28 protein-coding genes and 2 other annotated features (1 of these 30 cut by a window edge) are annotated in these 26,901 nt (G+C 39.2%); of the genes, 5 read left to right on the top strand and 23 right to left on the bottom strand.

The genetic code is table 11. The features are described 5' to 3' along the window. Nucleotides 1–103 precede the first annotated feature (103 nt). Entirely contained in the window at nt 104–3,268 is a 3,165-nt protein-coding gene (locus FZC88_RS04280) for a DEAD/DEAH box helicase (RefSeq protein WP_148993770.1), read from the bottom strand. A 233-nt stretch (nt 3,269–3,501) separates the two neighbouring features. Next, the gene (locus tag FZC88_RS24705) at nt 3,502–3,588 is read right to left on the bottom strand and encodes a putative holin-like toxin (protein ID WP_397541018.1); all 87 of its coding nucleotides are present in this window, start codon (nt 3,586–3,588) and stop codon (nt 3,502–3,504) included. A gap of 452 nt (nt 3,589–4,040) precedes the next feature. Between FZC88_RS24705 and FZC88_RS04275 the strand changes: the two genes are divergently transcribed. Further along, complete coding sequence (locus tag FZC88_RS04275; RefSeq protein WP_397541167.1) at nt 4,041–4,658, top strand: acetate uptake transporter; 618 nt, start codon at nt 4,041–4,043, stop codon at nt 4,656–4,658. A gap of 485 nt (nt 4,659–5,143) precedes the next feature. On the opposite strand, the gene FZC88_RS04270 is transcribed toward FZC88_RS04275, so the two are convergent. Both FZC88_RS04270 and FZC88_RS04265 read right to left on the bottom strand, forming a co-directional pair. Continuing rightward, on the bottom strand, nt 5,144–6,058 hold the full coding sequence (locus tag FZC88_RS04270; protein ID WP_148993768.1) for a ferritin family protein: 915 nt from the start codon (nt 6,056–6,058) through the stop codon (nt 5,144–5,146). Nucleotides 6,059–6,139: 81 nt separating this feature from the next. Continuing rightward, complete coding sequence (locus FZC88_RS04265) at nt 6,140–7,102, bottom strand: GNAT family N-acetyltransferase (protein ID WP_148993767.1); 963 nt, start codon at nt 7,100–7,102, stop codon at nt 6,140–6,142. A gap of 254 nt (nt 7,103–7,356) precedes the next feature. Here FZC88_RS04265 and FZC88_RS24315 point away from each other — a divergent pair, with 254 nt between their 5' ends. Both FZC88_RS24315 and FZC88_RS24310 read left to right on the top strand, forming a co-directional pair. Beyond that, on the top strand, nt 7,357–7,662 hold the full coding sequence (locus tag FZC88_RS24315) for a hypothetical protein (RefSeq protein ID WP_262371668.1): 306 nt from the start codon (nt 7,357–7,359) through the stop codon (nt 7,660–7,662). A 2-nt stretch (nt 7,663–7,664) separates the two neighbouring features. Beyond that, nucleotides 7,665–8,219 (top strand): STAS domain-containing protein, encoded by a 555-nt coding sequence (locus FZC88_RS24310; RefSeq protein WP_397541166.1) that lies wholly within the window; start codon nt 7,665–7,667, stop codon nt 8,217–8,219. Nucleotides 8,220–8,422: 203 nt separating this feature from the next. Here the strand turns inward: FZC88_RS24310 and FZC88_RS04255 are convergent, their stop codons facing one another. The 4 genes from FZC88_RS04255 to FZC88_RS04240 all read right to left on the bottom strand — a co-directional run bounded on the left by FZC88_RS04255 (nt 8,423) and on the right by FZC88_RS04240 (nt 12,296). After that, nucleotides 8,423–9,283 carry a permease gene (locus tag FZC88_RS04255; protein ID WP_397541165.1) on the bottom strand — a complete coding sequence of 287 codons (861 nt, stop codon included), beginning with the start codon at nt 9,281–9,283 and terminating at the stop codon, nt 8,423–8,425. A 112-nt stretch (nt 9,284–9,395) separates the two neighbouring features. Then, the gene (locus tag FZC88_RS04250; RefSeq protein WP_148993766.1) at nt 9,396–9,716 is read right to left on the bottom strand and encodes an ArsR/SmtB family transcription factor; all 321 of its coding nucleotides are present in this window, start codon (nt 9,714–9,716) and stop codon (nt 9,396–9,398) included. Between the two features lie 154 nt (nt 9,717–9,870). Next, a complete protein-coding gene (tyrS, locus tag FZC88_RS04245; protein ID WP_148993765.1) occupies nt 9,871–11,118 on the bottom strand; it encodes a tyrosine--tRNA ligase in 1,248 nt (415 codons plus the stop codon). Between the two features lie 249 nt (nt 11,119–11,367). Next, nucleotides 11,368–11,579 (bottom strand) — a binding site (T-box leader). Nucleotides 11,580–11,636: 57 nt separating this feature from the next. Beyond that, on the bottom strand, nt 11,637–12,296 hold the full coding sequence (locus FZC88_RS04240) for an O-methyltransferase (RefSeq protein WP_148993764.1): 660 nt from the start codon (nt 12,294–12,296) through the stop codon (nt 11,637–11,639). A gap of 167 nt (nt 12,297–12,463) precedes the next feature. Here FZC88_RS04240 and FZC88_RS04235 point away from each other — a divergent pair, with 167 nt between their 5' ends. After that, a complete protein-coding gene (locus FZC88_RS04235; RefSeq protein ID WP_148993763.1) occupies nt 12,464–14,137 on the top strand; it encodes a ribonuclease J in 1,674 nt (557 codons plus the stop codon). Between the two features lie 83 nt (nt 14,138–14,220). Here the strand turns inward: FZC88_RS04235 and FZC88_RS04230 are convergent, their stop codons facing one another. From FZC88_RS04230 to FZC88_RS04165, 14 genes are all read right to left on the bottom strand, one after another. Beyond that, nucleotides 14,221–14,517, bottom strand: coding sequence for a putative quinol monooxygenase (locus FZC88_RS04230; protein WP_148993762.1), 297 nt, complete (start codon nt 14,515–14,517; stop codon nt 14,221–14,223). 25 nt (nt 14,518–14,542) lie between these two features. Beyond that, complete coding sequence (locus FZC88_RS04225; RefSeq protein ID WP_148993761.1) at nt 14,543–15,178, bottom strand: nitroreductase family protein; 636 nt, start codon at nt 15,176–15,178, stop codon at nt 14,543–14,545. Between the two features lie 26 nt (nt 15,179–15,204). Continuing rightward, entirely contained in the window at nt 15,205–15,639 is a 435-nt protein-coding gene (locus FZC88_RS04220; RefSeq protein WP_187443495.1) for a MarR family winged helix-turn-helix transcriptional regulator, read from the bottom strand. Nucleotides 15,640–15,943: 304 nt separating this feature from the next. Then, complete coding sequence (locus FZC88_RS04215; RefSeq protein WP_148993760.1) at nt 15,944–16,135, bottom strand: hypothetical protein; 192 nt, start codon at nt 16,133–16,135, stop codon at nt 15,944–15,946. Between the two features lie 63 nt (nt 16,136–16,198). After that, nucleotides 16,199–16,933, bottom strand: coding sequence for a hypothetical protein (locus FZC88_RS04210; RefSeq protein WP_148993759.1), 735 nt, complete (start codon nt 16,931–16,933; stop codon nt 16,199–16,201). Nucleotides 16,934–17,091: 158 nt separating this feature from the next. Continuing rightward, nucleotides 17,092–17,553 (bottom strand): DinB family protein, encoded by a 462-nt coding sequence (locus tag FZC88_RS04205; protein WP_148993758.1) that lies wholly within the window; start codon nt 17,551–17,553, stop codon nt 17,092–17,094. 49 nt (nt 17,554–17,602) lie between these two features. Continuing rightward, on the bottom strand, nt 17,603–17,887 hold the full coding sequence (locus FZC88_RS04200) for a hypothetical protein (protein WP_148993757.1): 285 nt from the start codon (nt 17,885–17,887) through the stop codon (nt 17,603–17,605). 13 nt (nt 17,888–17,900) lie between these two features. Further along, the gene (locus FZC88_RS04195; RefSeq protein ID WP_148993756.1) at nt 17,901–18,341 is read right to left on the bottom strand and encodes a hypothetical protein; all 441 of its coding nucleotides are present in this window, start codon (nt 18,339–18,341) and stop codon (nt 17,901–17,903) included. A gap of 513 nt (nt 18,342–18,854) precedes the next feature. Beyond that, nucleotides 18,855–20,204 (bottom strand): NAD(FAD)-utilizing dehydrogenase, encoded by a 1,350-nt coding sequence (locus FZC88_RS04190; protein WP_148993755.1) that lies wholly within the window; start codon nt 20,202–20,204, stop codon nt 18,855–18,857. 180 nt (nt 20,205–20,384) lie between these two features. After that, complete coding sequence (locus FZC88_RS04185) at nt 20,385–21,611, bottom strand: MFS transporter (RefSeq protein ID WP_148993754.1); 1,227 nt, start codon at nt 21,609–21,611, stop codon at nt 20,385–20,387. A gap of 14 nt (nt 21,612–21,625) precedes the next feature. After that, nucleotides 21,626–22,672, bottom strand: coding sequence for an ArsR/SmtB family transcription factor (locus tag FZC88_RS04180; RefSeq protein WP_148993753.1), 1,047 nt, complete (start codon nt 22,670–22,672; stop codon nt 21,626–21,628). Between the two features lie 143 nt (nt 22,673–22,815). Then, nucleotides 22,816–23,886 (bottom strand): dual-specificity RNA methyltransferase RlmN, encoded by a 1,071-nt coding sequence (gene rlmN / locus FZC88_RS04175; RefSeq protein ID WP_148969157.1) that lies wholly within the window; start codon nt 23,884–23,886, stop codon nt 22,816–22,818. Between the two features lie 161 nt (nt 23,887–24,047). Further along, nucleotides 24,048–24,686: a FusB/FusC family EF-G-binding protein gene (locus tag FZC88_RS04170; protein ID WP_148969158.1), complete on the bottom strand. Its 639-nt coding sequence runs from the start codon at nt 24,684–24,686 to the stop codon at nt 24,048–24,050. 181 nt (nt 24,687–24,867) lie between these two features. Next, nucleotides 24,868–25,134, bottom strand: coding sequence for a CD3324 family protein (locus FZC88_RS04165; protein WP_148969159.1), 267 nt, complete (start codon nt 25,132–25,134; stop codon nt 24,868–24,870). Nucleotides 25,135–25,445: 311 nt separating this feature from the next. Between FZC88_RS04165 and FZC88_RS04160 the strand changes: the two genes are divergently transcribed. Beyond that, nucleotides 25,446–25,991: a GNAT family N-acetyltransferase gene (locus FZC88_RS04160; RefSeq protein ID WP_148969160.1), complete on the top strand. Its 546-nt coding sequence runs from the start codon at nt 25,446–25,448 to the stop codon at nt 25,989–25,991. Nucleotides 25,992–26,237: 246 nt separating this feature from the next. Here FZC88_RS04160 and FZC88_RS04155 read toward each other — a convergent pair whose 3' ends face one another. Beyond that, the gene (locus FZC88_RS04155) at nt 26,238–26,798 is read right to left on the bottom strand and encodes a GNAT family N-acetyltransferase (protein WP_148993752.1); all 561 of its coding nucleotides are present in this window, start codon (nt 26,796–26,798) and stop codon (nt 26,238–26,240) included. Nucleotides 26,799–26,851: 53 nt separating this feature from the next. Further along, nucleotides 26,852–26,901, bottom strand: a binding site (T-box leader) (it continues 196 nt past the right edge of the window).

Here is a 26,901-nt window from a genome sequence, read left to right as displayed (position 1 = left end):
AGAATGTAAATAAATGACCCACACTTGATAAAAAACCTTGCTGATTGAAAATATAAAAGGTGGGGCTTCATTATAGAAGGCCCCACCTTTACAACCCTAAATCTTAAATTGATAATATATTTCTAATCTCATCTTCCGTGATGGAAGAAACGATTTTCTCGTCAGGATCGATCACCTCTTGAATGAGGTGTCTCTTTTTTTCTTGAAGCTCATTCATTTTTTCTTCAATGGTTCCGGGGGAAATGAGCTTGATGACTTGTACTTCATTTTTTTGCCCCATGCGGTGGGCTCGATCCGCTGCTTGCTCTTCGACAGCAGGGTTCCACCATGTATCATAGAGGATGACGGTATCAGCGCTTGTTAAGTTGAGTCCCGTACCTCCCGCTTTTAATGAAATAAGAAACAGGTCGCGTTCTCCTTCATTAAATCTTTCGCACATGCCTACCCGCTCTTCAGAAGGTGTTGAGCCATTGAGGTAAAAGAAGGTCTTTCCCTTTGCCGAAAGCTCACTTCCAATGAGCTCAAGCATTTTAGTAAACTGTGAAAAAATCAACACCCTTCTGCCTGAAAGCCTTGATTCTTCCAAAATCTCCATTAGCTGAATGAATTTTGCCGATGTTCCCTGGTAGCCCTCTACAAATAATCCTGGATGACAGCATATTTGTCGAAGTCTGGTTAAACCAGCCAGAATTTTGATTCTGTTTTTCCTCAAAGTATTTTTATCCAGGTGCTTAAGCGTATCGTGACGCAGCTTCGCTAAATAAGCAGCGTACAATTCCTTTTGAGCCGGCAGTAATTCCGCCGATTCCATGATCTCCCGCTTTTCCGGAAGTTCTGATAAAACATCTTCCTTCATCCTGCGCAGGACAAACGGGCGGATTCGTTTAGCGATATCTTTTTTTGTAAGACCACTGTAATCCTTAAGCCCTTGAAATAACCCCGGAAATACAACGTGAAAGATAGACCACAGCTCTTCGAGTGAGTTCTCAACAGGAGTACCGGTTAATGCGAAACGGTGATTGGCTTCGATTTTCTTTACGCTTCTTGCCGTTTGCGTTATTGGATTTTTGAACGCCTGAGCCTCATCATAAAACACCGTGTGAAATTTCTGCTGCTCGTACCACTTGATGTCACTTCGAAGTAAAGGATAGGAAATGATGATCACATCGATATCCTTTAATCCATTCTGCTTCTTCATTCGTTCTGATTTATTTCCATCCAGGATCACTGCTTGAATTTCAGGCGCAAACTTCGTAAATTCACTCTGCCAGTTATACATGAGGGACGAAGGACAAACAATCAGAGACGGAAGTTTCTGCTTCCGAATCTCATCTAACTCAGAAAAAATAAAAGAAATGCTTTGGATGGTTTTCCCTAATCCCATATCGTCGGCTAAGATCCCGCCCAGATCATAAAAGGCCAGAGTTTTCATCCATCGATAGCCTTCTTTTTGATATTCTCTCAACAGTGTGTTCAAGGTTGGTGGTATGGAAAACTCCATACTGCCAGGGTTCATGATATGTTGCAGGAACTCTTTATACGATTTCCCTAATTTGAACGTGTTGCTCGCATCAACTGAATCAAGGAGTTGGAGACTTTGATGCAACGGCAGCTCGAGTCCCTTGATTAAATCATTTTTCTCTGCTTGTGATGTATGAAGAAATCGCTGAATGTCTTGAAATTCATTGGTTTCAAGGGACAGAAGTGATCCGTTTCGCATCCGGTAATATTTACGCTTTTCATCCAATGCCTCTAGGATTTCCATGATCTGTCGGTCAGGTATCCCATCCATTTCAAACTTGAATTCCAGCCAGTTCATTCGTTCTTTCTTCACCTTGACCCGGATTTTCGGACCATTATTCCCCTTGAATACACGGTTTCTCACTGCGGTAGTCGCATAGATTTGGACAAGATTCTGAATCTTTGTCACTCCGTACGTTAAAAATTCATATTCTAAATCCTCATTGTGTAAAAAATAACCTCCTTCTGTTTTTCCAAAAGAGAACTCTTCCATTAATTCAAGGATGGTATCTTCTTTCTCCACCTCTCTAATTAGTAAGGATCCCGAAGGTGGTTCACGATTTTCTAATGGGTGAATCACTACATTTTCGTAATGAAATTCAAGACCCGCCAGCAAGCGATTCTTCACCCGGTCAAGATACAGCTTTGCAACAAGTGGCGCCATTTCCAACCTTCTGGAAATTCCTTCCGCGATTGTGACCTTCCCCAATTTCTTTAAACCAATCGCTACTTTCTCTAGAAAGAAGCCTATTTGCCCTTGAGGAATGGGAATCGAGTCTGTACCTGATTTGGTGAGAAGTCGCTTTAATTCAGAAAGACGCTTGCAATCCCTGGTGTTCAGTTGGGTCAATGTTCCTTTATGAAGAACGACTTCATATTCATCCAGGACGACCATATTGTTTAACCCGGTTATGTGTAATCGATAGCTTCCGCCCTCATTATGGCCAAAGTGGAACTTCAATGGAAGCGGGGTCTTTAATAGCTTGATCCCCTCTACGGTGTGCTGACTTTGCTCCACTTTAACCCTTGGGGCTTTAATAAGAAGTGGTAAAAGCCCCTCCCATGAAGAAGGTTGAATGAGCAATTGTTCAATATTGTTCTCTTCAGTTGAAGAATATATCTTCTCTTCCTGGGCAACCTTTATAAGCTTTTGGATTACAGTATCGGTATCGATTTCAAAGCAATGAAGTTGTTGATTGAAAATGAATGAATCTGAAAGTTGGAAGGGAACTCCTTCTTTGATGCTCTGGAGAAACTCTCTAACCTGTTGAACCTTGATGGAATGAATCGTTAATTCAATCCCGATCAATGCTCCACCTGTTTTTACGGGGACAGGCTTAATCAATATTTCACATGGCAAAACATGTCTGTTTTCAAAATGCCTCTGGTGACCAGTGGAGCGTATGGATTCATCTTGAAACAAGGTGAAAAATTCTTCTGTTACTTCCCTTCCTTGGCTATTTTCATTACGCTGCTCATAATGAATGGCGATTAGGACAGCAGCGATATGTTGACAATCTTTATCAAACGATGCTAGTTTGGGACAACTGCACTTTGCATGGAGTTCTCCATTAGCTTCCCCTGTAACGGTTACGTAGAAATCTTCCTCCCCCATAACCGTCGCTTCACAATAATTTGAATATAACTCGTCCATTTTCACTTTATTGGAACGATAATAGACCTCTCCCCTTTTGAAAGAAACGGTACCGCATCGTTCTTTTATAAGTTTTTGATGTATGACCTTCAAATGTCTGATTCCTTCCTGGAAATGTTTGTATGTATGTTTCCTAATTGGATTTCTTCAATATTCTTATGATAACAACAATAGGCAAATTTAGAAACAGTACGGCATCTATTACTATATTAATAGAAACGTATATTCGCGAGATGATCTACATAGACTATAAGGGAAGCGATCCGACAGAAAAAAACCGAACTATGAGGCCAGTCATAGTCCGGAAAAAACCTTTAAGGAGCCCTCTACTTTTCAATATGATTCAACAACGAAATGATGAAACTCCCTGCTTGAAACATCAGCATGAAAATAAAGTAGTTCTCCACCACCATCACCTCCTTCTAGAGGATCGCTCGAGTAAAATATTTGTCCCCTGTTGATATGTATGTAGGATAGACTCAATTCATGCGTTTTTTTGTTGTGTATTGGGTGTACGGACAGAATAAAGGACTCCCGGTTTATCTTTTATTAAGATATACCGGGAGTTTCTTCATTAGATAGAGGGTTTTTTGATGAATTATCATTTGATGAGTCGTAATCTTGCTGAAATCGACTTCTTTGAAGAGGTTTTGAGAGCAGGATTGGCGTATGAGAAAATTTTATCAGCGAAATATTAAATTTATCATCGAAATTTCGATTTTATCAGCGATACACACTTTCCCACCTTAGCTACATCTAAAATACCGCCAATATTTATGAAAGTTATGCTTACATAATATTTTCTATTGCATACTGACACTTTTTTATGTAAATTAGTCAAGTATGTTTAATAGGAGGTATCATCATGAATCAAACACAAAACACTCAGCGTGTTCAAATCGCTACAGCGGATCCATCTGCGATCGGACTTTTTGGATTAGCTATGGTTACCCTTGTCGCTTCTTCAGCGAAACTTGGATGGACGGATGGAGTTTCTTTTGTATTGCCATGGGCAATTTTCCTTGGAGGAATTGCACAGCTGATTGCATGCTTTGGAGATGCAAAACATAATAATACATTCGGATCCACTGCATTTGGGGCATTCGGTTTATTTTGGCTTGGTGTCGGGACATCCTGGTTAATTTCATTCGGTGTGTTTGGAGAAGCAGCGGCAGCGGCAGTTGATCCACACCAACTAGGGATTGCGTATATCGGCTATCTGATTTTCAGTATTTTCATGACCGTTGGCGCCATGGAAACACATAAGGTCTTATTCATTATTTTTGTACTGATTGATTTCTTATTTATCGGACTTTCCCTGTCTACACTCGGGATCGCTCCTGAAGCCATGCATAAATTAGCGGCCATTTCTGAGTTGTTTATTGCATTATTCAGCTTCTACGGCTCTGCGGCAAGTGTGTTGAACATTCACTTTGGGAAAGAAACACTTCCTGTAGGCAAGCCATTCGGGATATTTAAGTAAGCGAAGAAAGAGATAGATGAAATGCTCATCTATCTCTTTTTTTCATTATTTTTCCATACGGGAAACAAGATGTCGAAATGAGGATCATTTATATCTCGGTCATTCGGGTATCTCTCATGCTTGATCGGTTGACTATCGAAATATTCAACATTCGGTTCTTTATAAGGTTGGTATTCGCTCTCTTTGAACCATTGGTAAATACGATGGTAGGTATGAACAATATCATCACCCTTTTATGGCGCGTCATGAAATAACTCTTTGCTGGAATCGTGATCTTTTCCATATTATCCTGGATCGCTTGATCTTCACATACCTCATATGCTGAGTAATGAATAAAACCATCTGGTATTTTGAGAACCTTCAATTTAACTGCGATTTAATAAATTCAAAATCCAACGGTTTTAGCGTGCTATCAACACCTCCCTTACCCCATTCCCAACCTTAAACCCATCTCATAAAAAAAACCACCCATAAAGGTGGTCACATCATCTAGCTAAACCTCTCTCAAAAGCAGCTAAATGATTCTGTGAAGCATTTCTCAGTTGTGTAAAGACAATCCTTACATCTTGAGGAAGATTGTAAGTCAGAAATTTATTATACATAGCTATATTGTCAATTTCACCTTGAACTCCTGCTGCGTATGCACTTTTAATCGAATCCGGAGTTGAAGTATAGGCTTGAGAATTATCTTCAGGTAAGGGCACACCATAGCGTTGAAAAAGGGTTTGCAAAGCTGTAATATGACGTAGCTCGGCTTCTTTTATTCTCATAAAGGTTTGAACACTTCCGAAATTCTGAATGATTCGATCATATCTGGCTTGAGCCAAGTATTCGTCCTGCATGGCATAAACGAGCATTTGAGGTACAGTGAGTGAAGTTGCATCAAGTGCTCCTTTTGCGCCGTAATTCATTTGCCTCTCCTGTCTCCTGTTTCCACGGTTCGGGATAATGAAAAACAAAAACCAAACGGCATGATTTTGTTCATCTGCAGCAGCCCGACGGAATGATTCCTTTATATTGGTATCTTGGGCTCTATCTGCAATTTCTAAATAGAAATCAACCGTTTCTTGCTCGTCTTTTATGGCAAATTCAAGACCTCTTTTGTATGCATCTGGACAACCTTCTTGCAATTGAGGGGTGGGCGGGACTCCTGTTATATTCGTATAGATATCACTGAAAGCTTTGAAATGGTGCATTTCATCTTTTCGAATTTCTCGAATGCGATTTTTCTCTTCTACGGTTGGGGCCAATTTTGCAAGTTTTTTATAACAAGCGATCGCACTATATTCTCCGTTAATTGCCTTTTGTATATCTTTTATCAGTGATTGATTCTCCTGAACCCGCGAGTAACCATCTAAGTGAAAAGGTTTGAATTGACGATAAAATTGATAAGGATTCATTTAGAAAGACACCTCTCTTTTCTCTCTGTCATTAAGTATCTTATGACTTCAGCCTAAAGTGGGTGTCAGAAGATTTACTCTTTACCTTTTCTTATGGACTATTTCATACGCATCCAAAAGATCCTTCACCAAAATATTATTGATCCTCATTCCCTCCGTCTCACAATCTATTAACCTAACATCAATCAGATTGGAACTTTTAAATTGGCACCCTTTAAGAACACAGCGCTCAAAAATTATAGGTTCACCCTCTTCTCCAAGAGTTGTGTCATGAAAATAAGTGCCCCCGAAAGTCACATGGGCGAATTCACTATGTGAAAGATTCAAATCAGCAATCAGGGATTTTTTGAGATTAATATTCTGAAAGCGGGATTCACTTAGATTGCAATTACTAAATTGAGCGCCTTTTAGGTTACTGTTACTAAATGTGGAATGACTCCCGTTAATACCATAGAAATCCGTTTCCGTCATGTTGCTCTGCTCCACTTGAAGCCGGGAAAGGTCAAATTGTCTCAAGGTATCACCTTGAATGTGAATCTCCTTCGTCTCAACCTCTTCTGTCGCATCAAGTTGTAACCTTTTCTCATAACAGAATTCATCTTCTGATTCAAAGACTTTCTTGTACCCTAATTTCTCGTAAAAGGCATGATTATTCAGCTGCCTGCTGGATGTCTCAAGCTCCCACGATTTCACCTGCGGAAACTTCTCTTCTATTAATCTTATGGCAGCAGAACCAATTCCATTTCCCTGGTAATCTGAATCAACAAAGATACGGTCGACTCTTCCATGGCGCTTTCCCTCTAACGTGACAATAACACCTCCAACAAGCACTTCTTGATAAAAAATTTTGAAATAATTCAATTCATGGATCATATACTTCCCCATCTCAATGGAGTCGTAGCCTGGTGGCTGGATATTGTAATCGACTACATCCTCTGCATATGAAAGCCATTTCTCTTTTTCAGCACCAAAGACTTTCCTTTTTATATTGGTAAGAGCTTCTTCATCTTGTATTGTTGCTTTTTCTATTGTGATTCTACTCATTTTTGTTCTCCTCTTACTCTCTTATTGCTTATTAGACAACTCATCTGCATTGAATATAACAAATAACTGATTGCACACTCCATTTCCTCTCTTCGGATTTCAATATAAGGTAAATTATAACTTAAATAAGTATTTTTTTAAAAAGGTCTCTTATTAGACATCCATCCCCATTATCTATATAGTTACATTAACTGTATTTTTTTGATTGCTTACATAGTTCTTAGATTTCTAGTTTAGAGGAGGAGGAAAGATTCGTGTCTAATGAGTATAATTTAGCGTCATCCGAATACCATTCATTAATAGCCACCTCTAAAAAGTTGTTCCACAGCATAAGCAAACACTTAAATGTTCAAACGGCTTATGTAACAAGACGAGGCGATGATTCCATGACTGTTTTAAGTTCTTATAACGAAAAAGAAGAGATCATTCCAGAGGGTTACTCTGTTAAATATGGAGATACATATTGTAGGTTGATTATAATGAATGAAAACAATGAGATGCATAAGTTAAACCTTGCAGAAGATGCGATCACCAAAGAGTTGAAGTTACTTCTCAATTAGGGGTGAAAGGATTTCTCGGGGTTACGCTAAGAGATTTACAAGGGGATGTATTTGGGACATTATGTGTCATGGATAAAGAAGAGAAAAATTTCTGTCAGTCGGATATTGAATACCTTCAATCCATGGCAGATATCCTGTCTTATATCCTGGATTTGGATCAAACCAAATTTAATATGAATTACTTGAGTGTTCCGATTATCCCAATTACAGAAGGAATTGCCTGTCTTAGTATTCAGGGAGTCATCGATGAAATAAGGGCAGATAAAATAATAAACAAAGTTCTCGAATATGGCTCAAGTCACGATACAGAGTACTTTATTATCGACTTATCCGGACTGCTTATTTTAGATGGAATTTTTCCATCGGTATTTATTAACTTAGTAAAATCACTGAAGGTAATGGGTATTGAAAGCATCCTCACAGGAATTACACCTGATATTGCGATTCACGAAAAGGATAACGGACAATTATCTCAACTACCTATTGTTAAGGTACGCAATTTAGAATCTGCGTTAAAGTATATTGGCTTTAATTTAACCGAAGCACCTACTCATTGATTTGAATGAGGATAGTCGCAAGCTCACATCCCCTCAAAAAAAGATGAAGCCCTACGTTAGTAAACAAGGGCTTCATTTTTCATTTTTGACAACATTCTTTTTTAGCATTTTCATCTTTAACTTCTACCAACTTCACTTTACAGCAATCCCTCTGTTCTTTCTGACCTATCACACTCTTTAACCATTTCATTTTCTTCACCTCCTTATACAAAGTAAAATAAGAATCCTGACATAGTAGACATAATGAGGACAGAGCCAATAAATGCGAGTACAAGCTTCTTCTTAAAAATGCTATGGAGTAACGTCACCTCAGGAAGACTTGCTCCTGCTGATGCAATCATAAGAGCCATTACTGGTCCCAGTGCCATTCCTTTAGCAACGAGAATTTGGGAAATGGGAATCATTGTAGAAAGTCGGATATATAATGGAATTCCGATAATCGCAGCTATTGGAACCAGCCACCAATTCTCTCCTCCCAAATAGGTTGTAATCCATTCAGTTGGAACAGAACCATGAATAACCGAACCAATCCCTGCCCCGATAATAAGAAATGGATAGACATTTCTCATAAGTGTAAGTGTTTCTCTTATCGCTTTCTTAATGTCGATTCCATTCTCAGGGACTGAGAAATTTTCTACCATGACATTTTTTAGTTGTCTTTCAAATCCAAATGCACTCAACGCAAATCCTATGATTATAGAAAAAGAAGTGGTTAAAATCGTGTATGCAATGGCTACTTTCCATCCGAGTAAATAGGTCATCAAGGACAAAATCGTTAAATCCAGTACAGGTGAGGCAAAAAGGAAAATCATCACAATTGGAAAACGAACTTTGTTTCGCAATAGATTTACGACAATAGGGATGGTTGAACAAGAGCAAAATGGTGTGACGAATGCAAAACCAACAGCAATCAGAGCACTCAACAGAGGATGGCTTCTATCCATCAGCTCCTCCATCCTTTTATAAGGAATAACTCCTTGAAGTAGATGAATCACAAAGGATATTCCAACAAACAGCACAGTTAGTTCAAGGGCGATACTGATAAAATCTTTAAACATAGTCATTTTGACTGCCTCCATTTTAATTAATCAAATTTATTTGATTAATTATTGAATATTATACATCAATTTTTTTTGATGAATAAATCATAAGATGTCACCATGCAAATTAATCACTTTATTCACGCCTAAACAAGCAGCAAAGTTGTTCTGATAACAAATGATTCAATTCAGTGTGATTTAATGTATAGTAACTCCATGTGCCCCGCGTTTCTTTCAAGATCAACTCAGCGTCCATTAAAATCTTCAGATGGTAGGAAAGTTTAGATTGGGGTAAGTCTAATTTATCAGATAAGTCACATACACACACTTCTCCCATTTCAGTAATTTGGTGCAGGATAAATAACCTTTTTTGATCTGCTAGTGCCTTGAATTTTTTTTCATAATTACTGAAGGTTGAATCCAGTGATATATCTTTTAATGGAATTTGTTTATTCATGCTATCAGCTCCTCTTAAATCAAATTTATTTGATATACCCTCATTATATGCAAGATCTTCCATTGAGGCAACAACAATACATCAAAAATAATTGATTTAATAAAAAATAAGAAAGTCATCTTATTCATACTGATTAGACGACTTTCTTACGGAGTTACCTTATTCTCAGCTTTTTATACTTCCTCTTCCCTACCTGTACAATCAGTCCATCTTCAATCTCTACTTCCAATTGCATATCCAGAACCTTTTCTGAATTGATTCTGATTCCTCCATTTTGGATCATCCGTCGTGCTTCACTCTTTGAACCTTGCATGTTTAAGTTAACAAGTAAGTCGATAATGGTCATTCTGCGTTCACCTGTCCACTGTATCTCTGGAATATCATCAGGCAGTGCGCCTTTTTGAAATACTTCCTTAAAATTGTTTTCGGCTTGTGCAGCTGCTTCTTCTCCGTGGTACATAGACACGATGGTTTTTCCTAAACGTATTTTGGCGTCTCTGGGGTGGAGTGTCCCTTGAATTAATTCCTTCTCTATTTTCGTTTTCTCATCTAAAGATAAGTCCGTTATCAGGTTGAAGTACTTGATGATCAATTCATCCGGAATCGACATCGTCTTCCCAAACATTTGGTTAGGATTTTCATCAATTCCAATATAATTATGTTTTGATTTTGACATTTTATCCACGCCGTCAAGACCTTCAAGTAAAGGAAGTAATATGACCACTTGTTTCTCCTGTTTGTAATGCTCCTGAAGATGCCTTCCCATCAACACATTGAATTGCTGATCCGTCCCGCCAAGCTCCACATCACTTTCTAATGCGACGGAATCGTATCCTTGCATTAACGGGTAGAAAAACTCATGAAGCGAGACTGGCTTCCCTGTTGACAACCGGTTAGAAAAATCGTTTCTTTCAATTAATCGAGCAACCGTGATCTTCGATGATAAATGAATCACATCTTCAAGATTCAACGATGACAGCCATTTGGAATTGTAATGAAGCTCCACCTTCTCTTTGTCGATGACTTTCCCAAATTGCTCAAAGTAAGTTTGGGCATTTCTCTTCACCTCTTCATCAGTCAACTGCTTCCTGGCAACGGACTTACCAGTCGGATCACCGATTTTACCTGTGAAATCCCCGATAATAAGCTGAATGATATGACCGTTCTCTTGGAACTGCCTTAATTTGTTCAGAACAACCGTATGACCCAGGTGAACATCGGGAGCGGTTGGGTCTAGACCAAGCTTGATTTTCAATGGTACTTCTGTGGCAATTGACTTGACGAGTTTTTGCCTTAACTCTGCTTCTGGGATGATTTCATGAACTCCATTTTTGTATACGGTTAACTGCTTTTCCACTTCTGCCTGTTGTTCTTGTGAAAGTGATTCCCATTTGTGTTGCATGGTGATTCCTCCTTGATTAATATGATCGTTTAAATATTCGTCAGGTTGAACGTGTTCTTTGAGATCATTTTAATTACGCTGATATATTCTGATTAGAAACGACGAATTTGTGATTTCGCCTATATATTCGGAAATTCGCCGTTAATACGAAAATTCCGCCTATATATTTCAACTTCCGCCGTAAAAATGAACCTTTCGCTGTTATCCACTCTCTCAACCAAAAATCACACCAAAAAACCACGCCCCAAAAAAAGGGACGTGGTTAACGCGGTACCACCCTCATTGAAGATTTCTCTTCCACTTCATACGGATAACGGATCGGCCGTTCTCTGCTACTAAGAAAGGTTCACAGAGAATGTTTAAGGAGGTAATTCGCGCTTATCTTTGTACTGATTCCCACCAGCCATCAGCTCTCTTCACCAGGGAGATAAGTCACTACTCATTCCTATCATGACATGTATGATTATGAATTTTCATTTATTTTACAGAAAAATGCCATAAAATACAATAATATTTTTTTATCCCTTCACAATCCCCATTACAAACCCGTCGTAACCTTTAGACCCGACAGTTTGAACAGCCGTTGAATCAATACGGGGCTCTTTAGACAACATATCAACAAAATGGCGAACACCTTGAACGCTTTCATCTCCGCTGTTTTCATCGATTACTCTTCCACCACGTACCACATTATCTGTAATGATGACAGCTCCAGGTTGAGAAAGCTCGAGTGCCCACTTAAAATAATTTGCATTGTTTTGTTTGTCTGCATCGATAAAAATGAAATCAAATTCACCTTCAATAGTCGGCAGCGTATCCAGGGCAGCACCTACCTTAATTTCCACCTTTCGCTCCATTCCAGCGTTTTGTATGTTTTTTGCAGCGACTTTTGCATGTTTTTCACTATATTCCAAGGTTACAAGGCGGCCGTCCTCAGGCAGTGCACGGGCAAGCCAGATCGTACAATAGCCTCCAAGTGTCCCGATTTCCAATATTCGTTTCGCTCCTTTAAGCTGTGCAAGCAACGAGAGAAACTTCCCTTGATTCGGAGATACATCGATTGCAGGCAGTTCTGCTTCTCTATTTGCTTTCAATACAGAATCCATAAGTGGATCTGATACTTGAAGTTTACTCGTAAAATATTGATCTACTTCTGCCCATGCATTTGTTGATGTCATCATCATCACTCCTTAGTATGTATCATTCATAAACAATAATAACATAATTTACCATATATATATTTATTTCACGTAACTTTTTATCTCTCAAAACAAAAAGTTTATCTTAATGAAATCAACCTATTCGGGCATAATAACCAAAACAATTTGTCTTGGAGGGTTCATTCTTGCATACCAATGAACAGGCATTATCCATTTTTGCACTTGGCGGGATCAATGAAATAGGAAAAAACATGTATGTCATTCAACATCGTGATGATATTGTCATCATCGATTGTGGAGGTAAGTTTCCTGATGAAAGTCTTTTGGGAATTGACTTAATCATTCCCGATGTTACTTATCTTGAAAAAAACAAAGATAAAATACGGGGATTAATCGTCACTCATGGCCACGAGGATCACATAGGTGGCATACCTTATCTTCTAAAAAAGATTAACATGCCCATTTATGCTACACATTTCACCCTGGGTTTAATCGAACTAAAATTAGAAGAGCATAGACTTATAAGAGATACAAAACTTGTAACCATCGACTCAAATTCCATCCTGAATTTAGGAACGATCGATGTTTCGTTCTTCAGGGTCAGTCACAGCATTCCGGATTGTTTAGGTATCGTATTTCATACGCCGGAAGGAAATGTCGTACATACTGGAGACTTTAAGTTCGATTTAACACCTGCCAATCATCAATACTCAGACATTCATAAAATGGCCAGGATCGGTGATGAAGGGGTATTGGTCTTACTTTCTGAAAGCACCAATGCGGAGCGGGGCGGCTTGACCCCTTCTGAACAAATGGTGGGGAATCATATGGATGAAGCGTTCTTGAAAGCCACTGGAAAAATCTTTGTCTCAACCTTTGCTTCGAATGTCAACCGGGTCCAACAGGTAGTCGATGCTTCCATCAAGACAAACAGGAGGCTGGCATTATTAGGAAGGAGCATGATCAATGTAGTTTCAGTCGCCATGGAACGGGGATATTTAACCGTGCCTGACGGGATGCTGATCGATGCCCGTGAAATTGATGCATTACCTCCCGAAAAGGTTGCGATTTTATGTACGGGAAGTCAAGGGGAACCCAGGGCGGCACTGGGTCGCCTATCGACTGGAAGCTTCAGGGACGTATACGTTTATCCAGGTGATACTGTCATTCTGGCAGCTTCACCTATACCAGGAAACGAAAAGGACGTATCACGTATTCTGGATAATTTATTTCAACTTGGTGCCCACGTGATTTACGGAAGTGGAAGTACAACAGGGATGCATGTATCTGGACACGGGTATAAAGAAGACTTAAAACTCATGCTAACATTAATGAAGCCGACTTACTTTATTCCTATACATGGTGAATACCGAATGCTGCATCATCACAGAATCCTGGCTGAATCGGTAGGAGTAGAAACAGGAAATACTTTTATAATAAAAAACGGTGAAGTCGTCGATTTCGAGAATTCCGTTGCCCGGCAAACGCGAACCATTCCTGCAGGAGACACCTTTGTAGATGGTTTGAGCGTCGGAGATATCGGATCAATTGTGTTACGTGATCGAAAACAGCTTTCTGAAGATGGAATGCTTATCATTGTCATTACCCTTAGCAAGTCGGAGCATTCGATTATTTCTGGGCCTGATACCATATCACGGGGATTTGTTTTTGTACGAAACTCAGAAGACCTATTAAAGGACATAAACCATCTCGTTAAAAAAGTTGTAGATGAATTGTCTGCAGAAAATATTCGCGACTGGAAAGAAATGAAACAGGCGATCAAAAAAGACGTAGGTCAATACCTATTCAAGCATTTGAAAAGGAAACCTATGATATTACCAGTTATTATCGAAGTGTAGTTGGAAATGTCGGGTGCTTATGCGCCTGGCATTTTTTATATAAAAAAAGCACCCAACCAAAAGTCAGATGCCCATAAAATTAATTATTTCTCTATCTTATTTCCTTCATAAATCTTCACATCTAAAGGAGCCGCTAAATACTCAGGTGCTCTCCCAACAAATGAAGTAAAATGCTCACTCGCATTGTGAATCTCAACGGCAGCAGTATCCCTCCACACTTCTACCATAGTATAGACACTTCCTCTTTCAGTATCTTTCATTAAGTCATATGAGATGTTTCCCTCTTCTGCTTTGGATGCTGCTACAAGTGGGCGAATCTCTTCTAAAAATGCTTGTTCTTTTGTTGGATTAATATGAAATTCTGCATGAATAATAATCATATACTTTCTCCTCTTTTCTTATCTTTTATTTCCATTCTGTGATGGACTCTACTGGCAGGCGAACAGATTTGTAGCCTGCATCTGCCGCTTTTCCGATTGAAATCAGCATGACTGGATAGTAACGGTCTTTGTCCATCCCGTATGCTTCAGCAATTTGATCTTTTTCATATCCACCAATTGGATTCGTATCAAATCCGTGAGCACGTGCAGAAAGCATGAGTTGCATGGATACTAACCCTGCGTCGATGAGGTTCATTTCCCTGAACTGTTCAGTTGTCATCATTTGTAGTAATCCTTTAATAGATGGTAGCTGTCTGTCTCTTACTTCTGCAGGCATATACCCTTCTTCTACTGCTTTATTGTAAATCTCATCCGCATAGTCAAGGCTGTTCATATCTACAAATACCGCAATCACTGCAGATGAAGTTTTGACTTGCGTCTGATTGAATTTCGCAAGTGGTGCAAGTTTTTCTTTCCCTTCTGGACTATCGATGACCACAAAACGCCATGGCTGCAAGTTTACAGATGATGGTGCAAGAGTGGCTTCGGTTAGTATCTCTGTCATTACTTCTTTGCTGATTTTCACAGACGGGTCATAATTACGGATGGAACGACGACCTGTGATGATTTGGTTAAAGTCATTGATTTTTGTTTGATTCATGATGCATTCTCCTTTATGAGTAAAATTTAGTATTCAATGTCCTGTACATTATCCTGAATACGATTAAGCATGTCGGATAAAACCGAACGTTCTTCTTTTGTAAAGCTTTTAAAGACTTTAGAGATAAAGATCTCTTTCTCTTCACGATAAGCTTCTATTTTCTGACGGCCTTCCTCTGTCAACCGGACAAATGTAAACCTGTTATCATCAGGATTTTTACGGCGGGAGACCATCCCTTTTCCTTCAAGCTGCTTTAAGTGTCTCGTCACGGCTGCACTATCAATATTCACTTCTCTTTGTAAAGCCGTTTGACTAATTTCTTCCACTTCGAACAACTTGTGCAAAAGATCCAACCGAGACTGACTAATTCCGGTACAGCGCTCAAACTTAGGACTCATTTGCTTATATATATCATTTAGTTGAACGATTATCTTCTCTTCTTCACGACAAGAGATGGACAAAGCATCCTCCTCCTTAATTTAATTGATGGGTCAATCATTGACCTGTCAATTAATATAATACATATGGTTTTATAAGTCAAACATATAGATCTTGGGAGAAAACCCTAATGATTTTGAAGGGAACCTTCTTACAAATTTGGAAAGTCTGAAATGAGTGAAAACAGGAGATTTATTCTGAATGAAAAATGAAAAGGCAAGATAATGAGGGAATGTCCTCTCTTACCTTGCCGTCTATATGCACTATAAAAACGCTGATTATGTCATTTGTATGAATGTACTATACGGAATTTCACAGAAAAAAGATTTACTCCTTTGGTTGGTCTAACGCTTGATAGGCAGCCTGATATTTTCCGCCTTCTGCTACCTCTGAATGATACAATGCTTTAAGAGCAAACGTACGCTCTAAGTTCATCTCATCCATCAATACTTTCAGGCGGGCTTGCAATTCTTTATTATCTTTGATTAACAGTTTCATTTGTGATTTCATATATTTCATAAGGCTTTAACTCCCCTTTTCTTGTTGAACAATTCATCAAGTATAACATTGCTTGTCACAGTACTAAAGGGATTTCTTAAGGAAGACCCTGTTCACATCCTTCACTTCACACCCATTGGCAAGAAATGTTCGGATCATCGGAGCGTTATTTTTACTCGTCCCCCCAATATATTTTTTTGCATGAAACACACTAGCTAACAGACTAAGTGCCAGTTTATGCAGATTCTTGCTCTTTCCCTTGCTTCTTTCATCAGGAATCAATCCGAAATAAAACAACCTTCCTTCATCTATCGTGCCCGGTTCTATATGTGGCATTAAGACGCCAATTGCCTGATCTCCTTCATAAATCGCAATACAGGAATCCTTATAGCTGTCACCCAGTTCGACCGTGACACTTTTCATATGTTCTTCCATGGTTAAGGAAGATTGGACATTAAGGGAGCCCTCCATCGTTTGCATCCAGATATGAGCAAACTCATTTTCTGAAATCTCATGTAAATTCTTCAAAGTATAAGAGTGTTCGATTTCCGACTTCTCAAGCTTTTTATACACTGTAACAAATTCATCAACCATTTCATATCCTTTTTCCACTAAATATTCATCTACTTCCCGGGAGAATATTTGATTCACAAGAATCTTTAGGGTAGACAAGGAATGATAGGCTGGATTCTGTTCCAGAAATCTGACGAGCTCTTTCATTTCTTCTGTGGATAATTCCTTTGTATCCTCAATGGTTGCATAATTGTCACCATGAATGATTTTCACTTTTTCGATCAGTGAATTCCGTTGATTTACCACTGTATATCCTCCTCTTTCCTATATGTAAATTCTTTGAAAGCAAGTTTAATTCTTTTTTTCAGCAGTGATTGCTACAGCAATACTTACAGATAATACTGTGAAAATAGCAACCCATAACCAAAAACTCATAAGCCAACCTCTTCCTCGGAGTCACTTATTCATCTAAAAATCAAATCACTCGACACCGGTTTCTTACCTATCTCCCTTGCCCACACGGATAATTGACCAATATGATGGATCTCATGGGTCACTACATGCTGCAAAACTTTTTGGTATGTAAAGAGGTATGTTTCACCTGACCTTGTTGTCATATTGAGTTCTTTCTTTCCATAGGCAGGAGTCCATAATGACAGAAAGTTTTCCGTTTGCTGCCTGGTCACTCCTGAAAACTCAATGACTTCGTCAAGTGTCGAAATAGTATGTAAATCCTTTTTTATCACGGGTTTCCCTTGTAATTGATTCATCCAAATTTGCTCACAGTCCACTACATGAAAGAGATTCTTCAGAATGCTCCCCATCCCGCCTGTACGCTCTTTCGTCAGTTCATCCGGATCAATTTCCCTGCACCAATTAAACCATTCTTCGCGTATTTCCCAATTATAAGAAAAAAGTTCTAACATGCTCTCAACCTCTCCTTTGTATTGTAAGAATTCTTAAAGCCCCACTTCCTCATTCAGTGAACAATCCAACCACAATGATTCCTATGGCATTCAATGCGAAAAAAGTTCCATATATCATCATGACCATACCTGTTCCAAACCCAGAAGGATCAAATGGACTTACGGATAAACCAGTCAAGATAAAAACCACAGGTGTAAGGAGTAAACATATGACTCCCGCCCAAATTCTCTTCTTCTTATCCTGTCCGGTAACTTTCATAATCGTATAATCAGTTAAAGCCAGTACTGTCATAATGATCATGAATAATAGAATCAAGACACCCCAATCAGACAAAAAACATTCCTCCTCATTCAATTAACTGTAAGCCATCCAAAATGATATTCCAACTCATAACTAGAAAAAGGAGACTCGCAATAAAATATGGACTCTTATTAGAAGAACTCGCTGATTCATATTCATATTTAATTTGATTATTTGTGATGAACTTAGCGGCCGTTGATGCCTGATTAATTCCAGCTCGTTTTGAAATATTGGTGAGCCATCCCAGTGCAAAAAAGCAAAGGCTGGAAATGAAAGCCGTATCCATTATGCTCCACCCTCCTAATGAGCTGGTCATTACCGTAGCGCCAGTCATTAGGGTGAAGAGGATCATGATGATCGTGAAGGATAAGTACCTTGAAGAAATAAATTTTTCTAATTGTTTGCTGAATTGGTCAATGAAGAATGCCGTACCGGTTCCAATAATTAGGATGATTATCGTTATTAATAGGTTGACATAGTAATTCAATTTGAGCTGCCTCCGTTCATTAGAAAATGATTATATTTATGAATAAAAAATTTATAATGAAAGGAAAAAAAAGAGACCATCGATTACTCCGAGACATAACAGAGAGATCAGTAAAAAAGTTTTTCCCCACAATTTTTTAAAATATAAATATAGCAACCCAAAATATATAAATCCAACAGTGATCAGACATAGAAAGAATTCTATCGTTTTTTGCCTATCTACATGAATGCCCTTCACTTGAACCCATTCGAATTTATGGTTCAGATCCAGGGGGACTGTGAAGAATATGGCTCCCCACCCAACGAAAATAAAAATACCCAATAAACGTAGGAGCGAGTACATACTCATCTCCTTTTTTGGATGATTATCTACATTCGTTTCATATTCCAAAACGTTTTTTTCTACTCGCAACCCCATAAAAAAATCCTTTCTGCCTGTTCTTTTCTACTATTACGAAAAAACAAACAGAAAGGTTTCAAATTATTCCAAATTTATTATTAACTGGTAAAAGCCCTATATCCCCAGATGTTTCCCCAAATAAATACCACTTGCAGCTGCCTGCGATAAGGAATGGGTTTCCCCCGAGCAGTCACCAATGAGATACAGATTTGACACATCTGTTTCAAAGTTCTTATCCGTCGGTAATTTCGGTTCATAATACTTCGCATCTAACCCGTAAAGAAGCGTATCATGGTGTATCGGTTCCCCAATAAGGCTTTCCAAAGAAGCAAAAAATTCCTTAAGCGCAATACTATATAATTCCGGAACCTCTTCCCGAAGATTCCCACATTCCGCTTTGAGGGACGGACCTATCAGGTTCCCCTCTAGCGATTCTGTATTCCTATGTAATTTGAAATCTTCCAATCTCTGAACGACAATCCGCTCTCTTCCTTGATTAATCCCTCCTATAGTGCTCACTGCATAATCCATTGCCTCACCATGGGAATGAAAATAACGTGGAACGAACAAACTGAAGTTCAAATTTGCACTTGGTATATCTTCTTCACGGGCATTTTGTCCGTCTGGCATCACGAGTCCATGTTGGTGTTTCCGTATGATCCTCCCTCGCGGATTCATACAATAGGTCGTCGCGCTGAATGAATCCCTTTCGATTTTCAGCTTCGTTTCAAACGTATCTTCTAATATCGATTGAAGCTGATCCCCTTTCATTTCCACCCGAACCCCCATATCCAGACGTGTCTTTCCTGGAAAAAGTCCAAGTGATGCTGCTTGTTTTTTCAGCCACGTGCTGCCGCTCATTCCTGTACCGATCACTAATTTCTCCGTTGTAAAGTCACCGCTATTAGATTTCAAGTGAAAGCCCGGATCATGTTTTGAAATTGTATCAATATGAGTTTCGAAACTAAACGTAATGCGATTTTTGAGCACTTCATACATTCTTTGAAAAATATCACTCGCTAAACGTGTTCCTAAATGACGGACCTCAGTTGAAAGAACCTTCACATCCACCATTCTGGCTCGCTTTGATACTGTTTCATTTTTCGTGCTATAGGACGGGATGATGTCACCGCCAAACTCACAGAGAATATCGTCTACTTCCTTCATCAAATCAAGTGTGGTTTGATTTCCAATTTTCCTGCCAAGCTCTCCTCCGAAATCATTCGTGTAATTAAATTTCCCCTCTGATTTTCCAAGACCCGCAAATCCGATGTATTTACTGCACACTCCTTCACACGTACACCCGCGCCCCTCATCTAAACCGCATGTACGTTCACTCAGCTTTTTGCCGAGATCAATCATGTGGATGGAGATATGTTCATTGTGCTTCATCAAGGTGTAAGCGAGAAACACACTGCTCACTCCTGCTCCGATGATCGTGATGTCATAATGATTCGATTGCATCCTCTGCTCCCCTTTCTTAGTTGTAATGGTGCTTATGCCACTTTATATTAAAACGGATAAAAACGATCTTTTTTAATTTCTCTTTCAATTGTCTTTCAGTGATCATATCTGCATTCGCCTCACCAATTTAGTTTCCATTTCCATCCTACCATAAAACAGAGTTGTGGGAGGTCCGTCCCTCTATTTATCTTTCAAACTGTGATGGAGATAAGGGATGGAGGCCAGTGTAGAGATGGCTCCAGCGAGCATGATGGTTAGGTCTGTACCTATGGAATCAGCCAATATTCCTGCAAGAAATGCGGCCAGGGGCATGGATACCCATGTCATGAGGCGGCTAGTGGCCTGGACCCTTCCTAATAAGTGATCGGGTGTCAGCGTTTGCCGGATCGTAATGATGCACGGGCTCATCATCGAAGCACAGAAGGTCCCGGTTGCATTCATGATCACAAGCCAAAAGTAGGTTTCTACCCAGCCGAAACACAAGATCGATAGCCCTCCAATGACAGAGGCTGTAAATAAAATGCTCCGATACGAAAACCGCTTCCGAAAAAGGTTTGACGTAACAGCGCCGAGAATCGCACCCACTCCACCCATTGATAATAGCCAGCCAATCATGACCGTATTTACATTGAGGAAATCTTTCAGGTGAAACACCAATAATGTGAGAAATAATGTAGTTCCGAACACAGAAGATATCATGGCAAGATTGGTATACAAGATCGGCTTGGTCTTTGCGACGAATACGAATCCCTCCCTTATATCCCCCCATATGGAAATGCTAGATGAAACCCTCTCCTTCATCTTCATGCGAAGACCCGCAATGGCAAGAAAAGATACCAGGAAGCTTCCGCTGTTCACCAACAGAGCATATCCGGGATTAAAAAAGGAAATGAGCAACCCTCCTAAACCTGGTGCTAAAAAAACCGCTAAATTAAATATACCGGTATTCAGTGAATTTACAGCCTGTAGGTCTTCTCTTCTCACCAGGCTTGGTACTGAAGCAAATTGAGATGTATTGTAGATTTGGCTTAATAAGCCAATACCGAATACTACCGGATATACCATCCACATCTCAAGTATCTCCATGATATATAGAACTCCAATAACACCAACAAGTAAGCATCGTCCTAAATCGCACAAAAGGAGCAGGAGCTTCCGGTTGAATTTATCGGACATGATACCCGCGAAGGGCTGCAATAGAATCGGCAGCCGTTCAAGAGCCGCTACAATTCCCATACTCACAGGTGATCCAGTAATAGCTAATACCATAAGAGGAATCGCGATTAAATATATTTGATCCCCGAAAAATGAAATAAGGTTCCCACCCATAAATCTGAAAACAGAATAGTTTTTCTTTAAGGGTGGGAAATCCTTCAATTGATTCACCTTGACCACACGCTCTCCCATATCAAATTCCCCTTTTAATAATCATTTAAATACTGCATCAATTCATTTGATAAAGCTTGAACAGCATTCTCTTTCAGGCGATACCTCCCATTCTGCGTTTCTACGAGTCTTGCTGACCTGAGAATTTTCAAATGGTGATGGACCGTCGACTTCCCCATGTTCAGTTCATTCGTGATTTCCTGGAGAGTACGGTTTGAACCTTTCAGCAATTTCACCATTCGGAGGCGCGCCTCATCACCAAGTGCTTTATGTTTTTGAACCAGAAAATAACTTGGCATATCCTTATCATCAGGATAGATGCTTTCATTGGCTACGGGGTAATAAAACACCTTTACTCCTTCAACATCCCCTTCTACGTTCCAAGGGCGATAAATCGACTGGGGGATCAACAATACTGTATGCACACTTGGCTCAGGCAAATAAGTGATACCGCCCGTTGCCCATTCTACCAACGCATCGGACTTTAGATTTCCACACATCTTCTCCTTGGATTGTTTATCTCTTGACAATATTTGAGATAGTGTTTCTTTTTGAGGATAAATCACTTCTTCATACCATCGGGTCATGACACTCGTCAGATGTTTCCTAAGGTCATGAATATTGGTCGTGCAGATGAAATCAATATAATCTGGAAAAAACGGGTTATTCTCTGTCTGTTTTTTCAAACTGTTTCTTGATGACTCATCTCCTTCTGAAGCATGCGTTCGAAGTTCTTGATATTTCATCCCTATGTATGGAATGCAGATAAATCTTAGTTTTTCATCGCCCAATGCATCTATAAACAGAATGAATTCAGATAGATCCCTAAACTCACTTTGATGAAGCAAAAGGAGTAGAGATTTCCAGGTATTGTTCTCTTCAACCATTTTCAAATCCTCAATCAAAGGTTCAGATAAAGATTTTTTCAAATGGTCCCATGACTCTTTTGGTTTCTCTAATGTATCAATAAGCTTTGTATTTGTGATTGCAGCAATCCCCAAAGCGCATTCCCATAGAAGAGAAGCCTCGATTCTTACCTCATACGTCTCTCTTTTCCGACTGGTCAAATGGAGCACATCCATATAGAAACACCTCATTTCCAAAATTTGTACCTTGTAAATAATTCTATACTTATAGAATTATTAATTCAATAACTTTCGAATGTAGTAAACAAAAAAAGCACACAAATTCCACTTAGGAATCTATGTGCTCCATATAAAAAGTATTAAGATTTAACCTTATCCTTCTTGATCTGCTTACTTCTTAACTGACCGCAAGCTGCATCAATGTCCGTCCCTTGTTCCACACGGACTCCACAATTGATTCCATGTTCAAGTAATGTACCGTAGAATTCGACAATCGCTTCTTTCGTACTTCTTTGATATTGGTTGTGTTCGTCAACCGGGTTATAAGGTATCAAGTTCACATAAGAAAGGTGACGCTTGTTTTTCAGCAGTTTGGCCAGCTGAATGGCTTCTTCTTTATGATCATTCACATCACTTAACAAGATATACTCAAAGGTAATGCGTCGATTTGTTTTTTCTAAATAGTAATCAATTGCTGGCATTAATTTCTCTAACGGGTACGCACGGTTGATTTTCATAATCTTCGTACGCAATTCATTGTTTGGTGCGTGCAAGGAAACGGCCAGGTTGATTTGAATGTTTTCGTCGGCAAATTTATAAATCTTATCTGCCAGACCACTTGTTGAAACGGTGATGTGACGAGCTCCGATGGAAAGACCTTTTTGGTCATTCACTACTCGGAAGAAGTCCATCATGTTATCGTAGTTATCGAATGGTTCACCGATCCCCATTACGACGATATGACTGACACGTTCCCCATTTCCTGCTTCGTCCAAGTGATGTTGAACGTTCATGATCTGTTCTACGATTTCTCCGCTTGAAAGATCACGGTTCTTCTTCAGCAGTCCACTTGCACAGAATGTACAACCGATGTTGCACCCGACCTGCGTCGTCACACAAACACTTAGTCCATAATTGAATCGCATTAGAACCGTTTCAATTAAGTTACCATCTTCAAGCTTGAACAGGAATTTAATGGTGCCGTCCTTGGATTCCTGTTTAACCTCTTGAGTGAGTGTATGAAGATAGAAGTGTTCGTCAAGCAATTGTACACAGTCCGCGTTCAGATTCTTCATATCCGCGAAGTTTGTCACTCTCTTTTTATATAACCAATCCCACACCTGGGCGGCACGGAATTTCTTTTGACCGTGCTCGACCAACCATGTTGTCAGTTGATCTAATGTTAATCCGTATATGGATTTCTTTTCCATTTAAAACCCTCATTTCGAAACTCTACAATTTTCTACTTATCTATACTACTTAAAGTATGGTAATGTTTCAAGGGATTTATAAGTGTTGAGAAGAATTGGAATTCCGTAATTTAGTATAAATACAATAATAATACGCCGAGACACTTGCTCGGCGCACCCTACTAATGATTAATTCTCTGAATAAAATCATCCAATTTCTCTTTGTCTTTAAGCTTTTCATTACACTCATGACTATCCTGGCAGACGTAATTCCCTTTCTTCACAAAGGTTCCTTGAGATGAAGTTTTCGATTCAGACATATAAAATCCGATGCTTCCAAAGGTATTGCAAATCGTGCAAATTCCCTTCTTGCTGCTGCTTTTGAAGGTACCCTTAAATCCTTTCAATTTACCCTCATGCATAGCGACAATATATTTTCGCTCCTGTCCGTAATCATTCCAGCCTAAATAGGAGAGATCCCTGAAATCGATATTTCCCCAATCAGGTGACTTAAGTTTTTTCACTTTGGGGAATAATTTTTTTAATGAGGCTTCAGAAACAGTTGGAAATGGAATTACATAAGGTTTTAATCCAATTAAATAATCCTCCGCCTGGTCAGAATCCCTGATATTCCCGATTGGATCAAGTATGTGCAGTTGAGCTTGAGACAGTTCATCGAACAAATTTGTCACCTTATCTTTCACAAGTCCTTTCAAAGCTTGAAGGACACCTAGATCATTCACTGTTGAATATCCATTGATCAGTACTTGAGTCTGATACGTTATGAAATTATATTGATCATTTCGAATAAATGGTTCCATGTTAATCGCTCCTAAAAACATTTGTCATTATCATCATCTTAAATCGGCTTTTTAAGATGAGTCAAGGAGCACAGTTATTCCGTGCAACCCTATTTTTACTATAAACCGGTACATGTCAAAAATATATGTAGAGTTTGGTTCAGAATCAATCTATACAAGATAAAAAGCACTGACATAATCATCAGCGCTTTCTATACACTATTTTCTTAATTGTTTCCGTTGAAAGATAATAATGTTCGGCTAATTCTTGAATCGTCTTTCCATTCAAAAAAGCCTCTTTGATCTCACCATTTCGTTCATCAATTTCTTTTCTACTTCCAGAACGGCTACCCCATTTTCGGTATTTCACCTTAGGTTTAGGAATATAAAGAGTTTCCCCCTGTACATATTTCTGGACTTCAACAAGAAGCGATGGTGGTAAAACACTCTCAGCTTTCACATATTTCATTTCAGTCAGCCCCTTATTTTCTGATTAATAAAGTAAATAAGGTGCAAAGCCGACTTACTAGAAATGAACTTTAAGGGCGATCAGTCAGCGTCCCCCCATGCAAAGTATCGCCTTTCTAATAATAGGCTTTGCATGAGACGCTTTGGACTCTGGTAAGTTTGTTTTCATTACCATGTCACCACCTCCTTTAAGTTGTTGTTCGTTCTTCTATTATAAAATAAATTCGGTTGAATCACATTATGATAAAAAGCCTAGAAAGAAGCAACATACATATGGTATAATCTTCTAAATATATTAAAGGAGATGTTCCCATGTTTTCTTTCAAAGTAGATCAAGAAATCTCGATCGAGCTATTTCAGCAGCACCACAAAGAGGAGTTATACGAACTGATTGATTCCAACCGGGATCATCTTCGCCAGTGGCTTCTTTGGGTCGATAAACGGAAGTCCCCACAGGATTTAGAGTCGATCATACCCATCTGGATACGGAATTATGCGGATAACAACGGATTCGATGCCGGAATACGCTATCAAGGGAGATTAGTCGGTATGATCGGGCTGCATTATATTGATTGGAAAAGCAAGAGCACCAGTATTGGATACCTTCTTTCGGAAGAAGCAGAAGGAAAAGGGATCATTACACGAGCCGTTTCTGCTCTATTAAACTATCTATTTAGTGAAATGGGCATCAACAGGGTAGAAATCCAATGTGCCATCAACAATAAGAAAAGCATTGACATCCCGGAACGTTTGGGATTTGACAAGGAAGGTATCACGCGGGATGGTCAATGGTTATATGATCATTATGAAGACCTTGTAACGTATAGTTTGTTGAGAAAAGATTGGGAGATGTCTTAAGGAGTCACTCATTACATAGGCAGTTTTCATTTTAGAAACGCCTCTTCTTTTAAAAATTGCTATATGTAAACGAGGCGGTTTCACTTCCTCCTTTGCCGGTGCAATGTCCCCATGTTTTTTCTAAAATATATAAATTCATTCATAAGAAAAATTCTTTCGAAACCATAAGAATCTGCTTAAAAATAAGTAGTCAATTCAATGACGGTTAATAGATGAAGCATGGTCTTAATTAAGACCATGCTTCATCTATTTATATTTTCCATACACACACGTATCGGTTAACCGTTCCCCATCAACCGAAAGATCCTCATTGCGCAGAATTCCTTCCAGTATATAGCCAAGCCTTTCAGGAATTCTCCTGCTTCTCCCATTTGTGGATTCACACCTGATTTCCACTCTTTTTCCTTTTAATTCAGTTAAGGCGAAATCGGTCAATTTCCCAACTGCTTCCATCATGTAACCATGCCCACTCATTCTGGTATCAATCCAATAACCGATTTCAAATTTTGGAACACTCCATTCAATGTTGTGAAAGCCTGTTGAACCGACGAATTCATTTGTATCTTTTCGGAAGATGAGGTACCTCAAACTTTCCCTTGTTAGAAATTTCGCATGAGCTTCACGGGTGTTCGTTTCCGTATCTTCTACTGAAGGGTCATTTTGTGCAAATCCTAACCACGGCTTTAATTCAGATAGTGAAGCCTTAATGGCTGCATTTACTGACCTGCCATCACCTGGCTGAGGCATTCTTAGTACTAACCTCTCCGTTTCTAACACTGGTGGAACTTCAAGTAATACAGGGTTCATACAAAACACTCCTCTTTATCAAAATAAAAAACTCTCATTCTCAAGAAATAATTCTTGAGGACGAGAGTTTATTTTTCGCGGTACCACCTCAGTTTGTTGGCAT

Origin of the sequence: Rossellomorea aquimaris (genome assembly GCF_008180865.1) — a bacterium.
Classification (GTDB): domain Bacteria; phylum Bacillota; class Bacilli; order Bacillales; family Bacillaceae_B; genus Rossellomorea; species Rossellomorea yichunensis.
The sequence above is the reverse complement of the archived record's forward strand: the minus strand, read 5'-3'. Positions and strand labels throughout refer to the sequence as shown.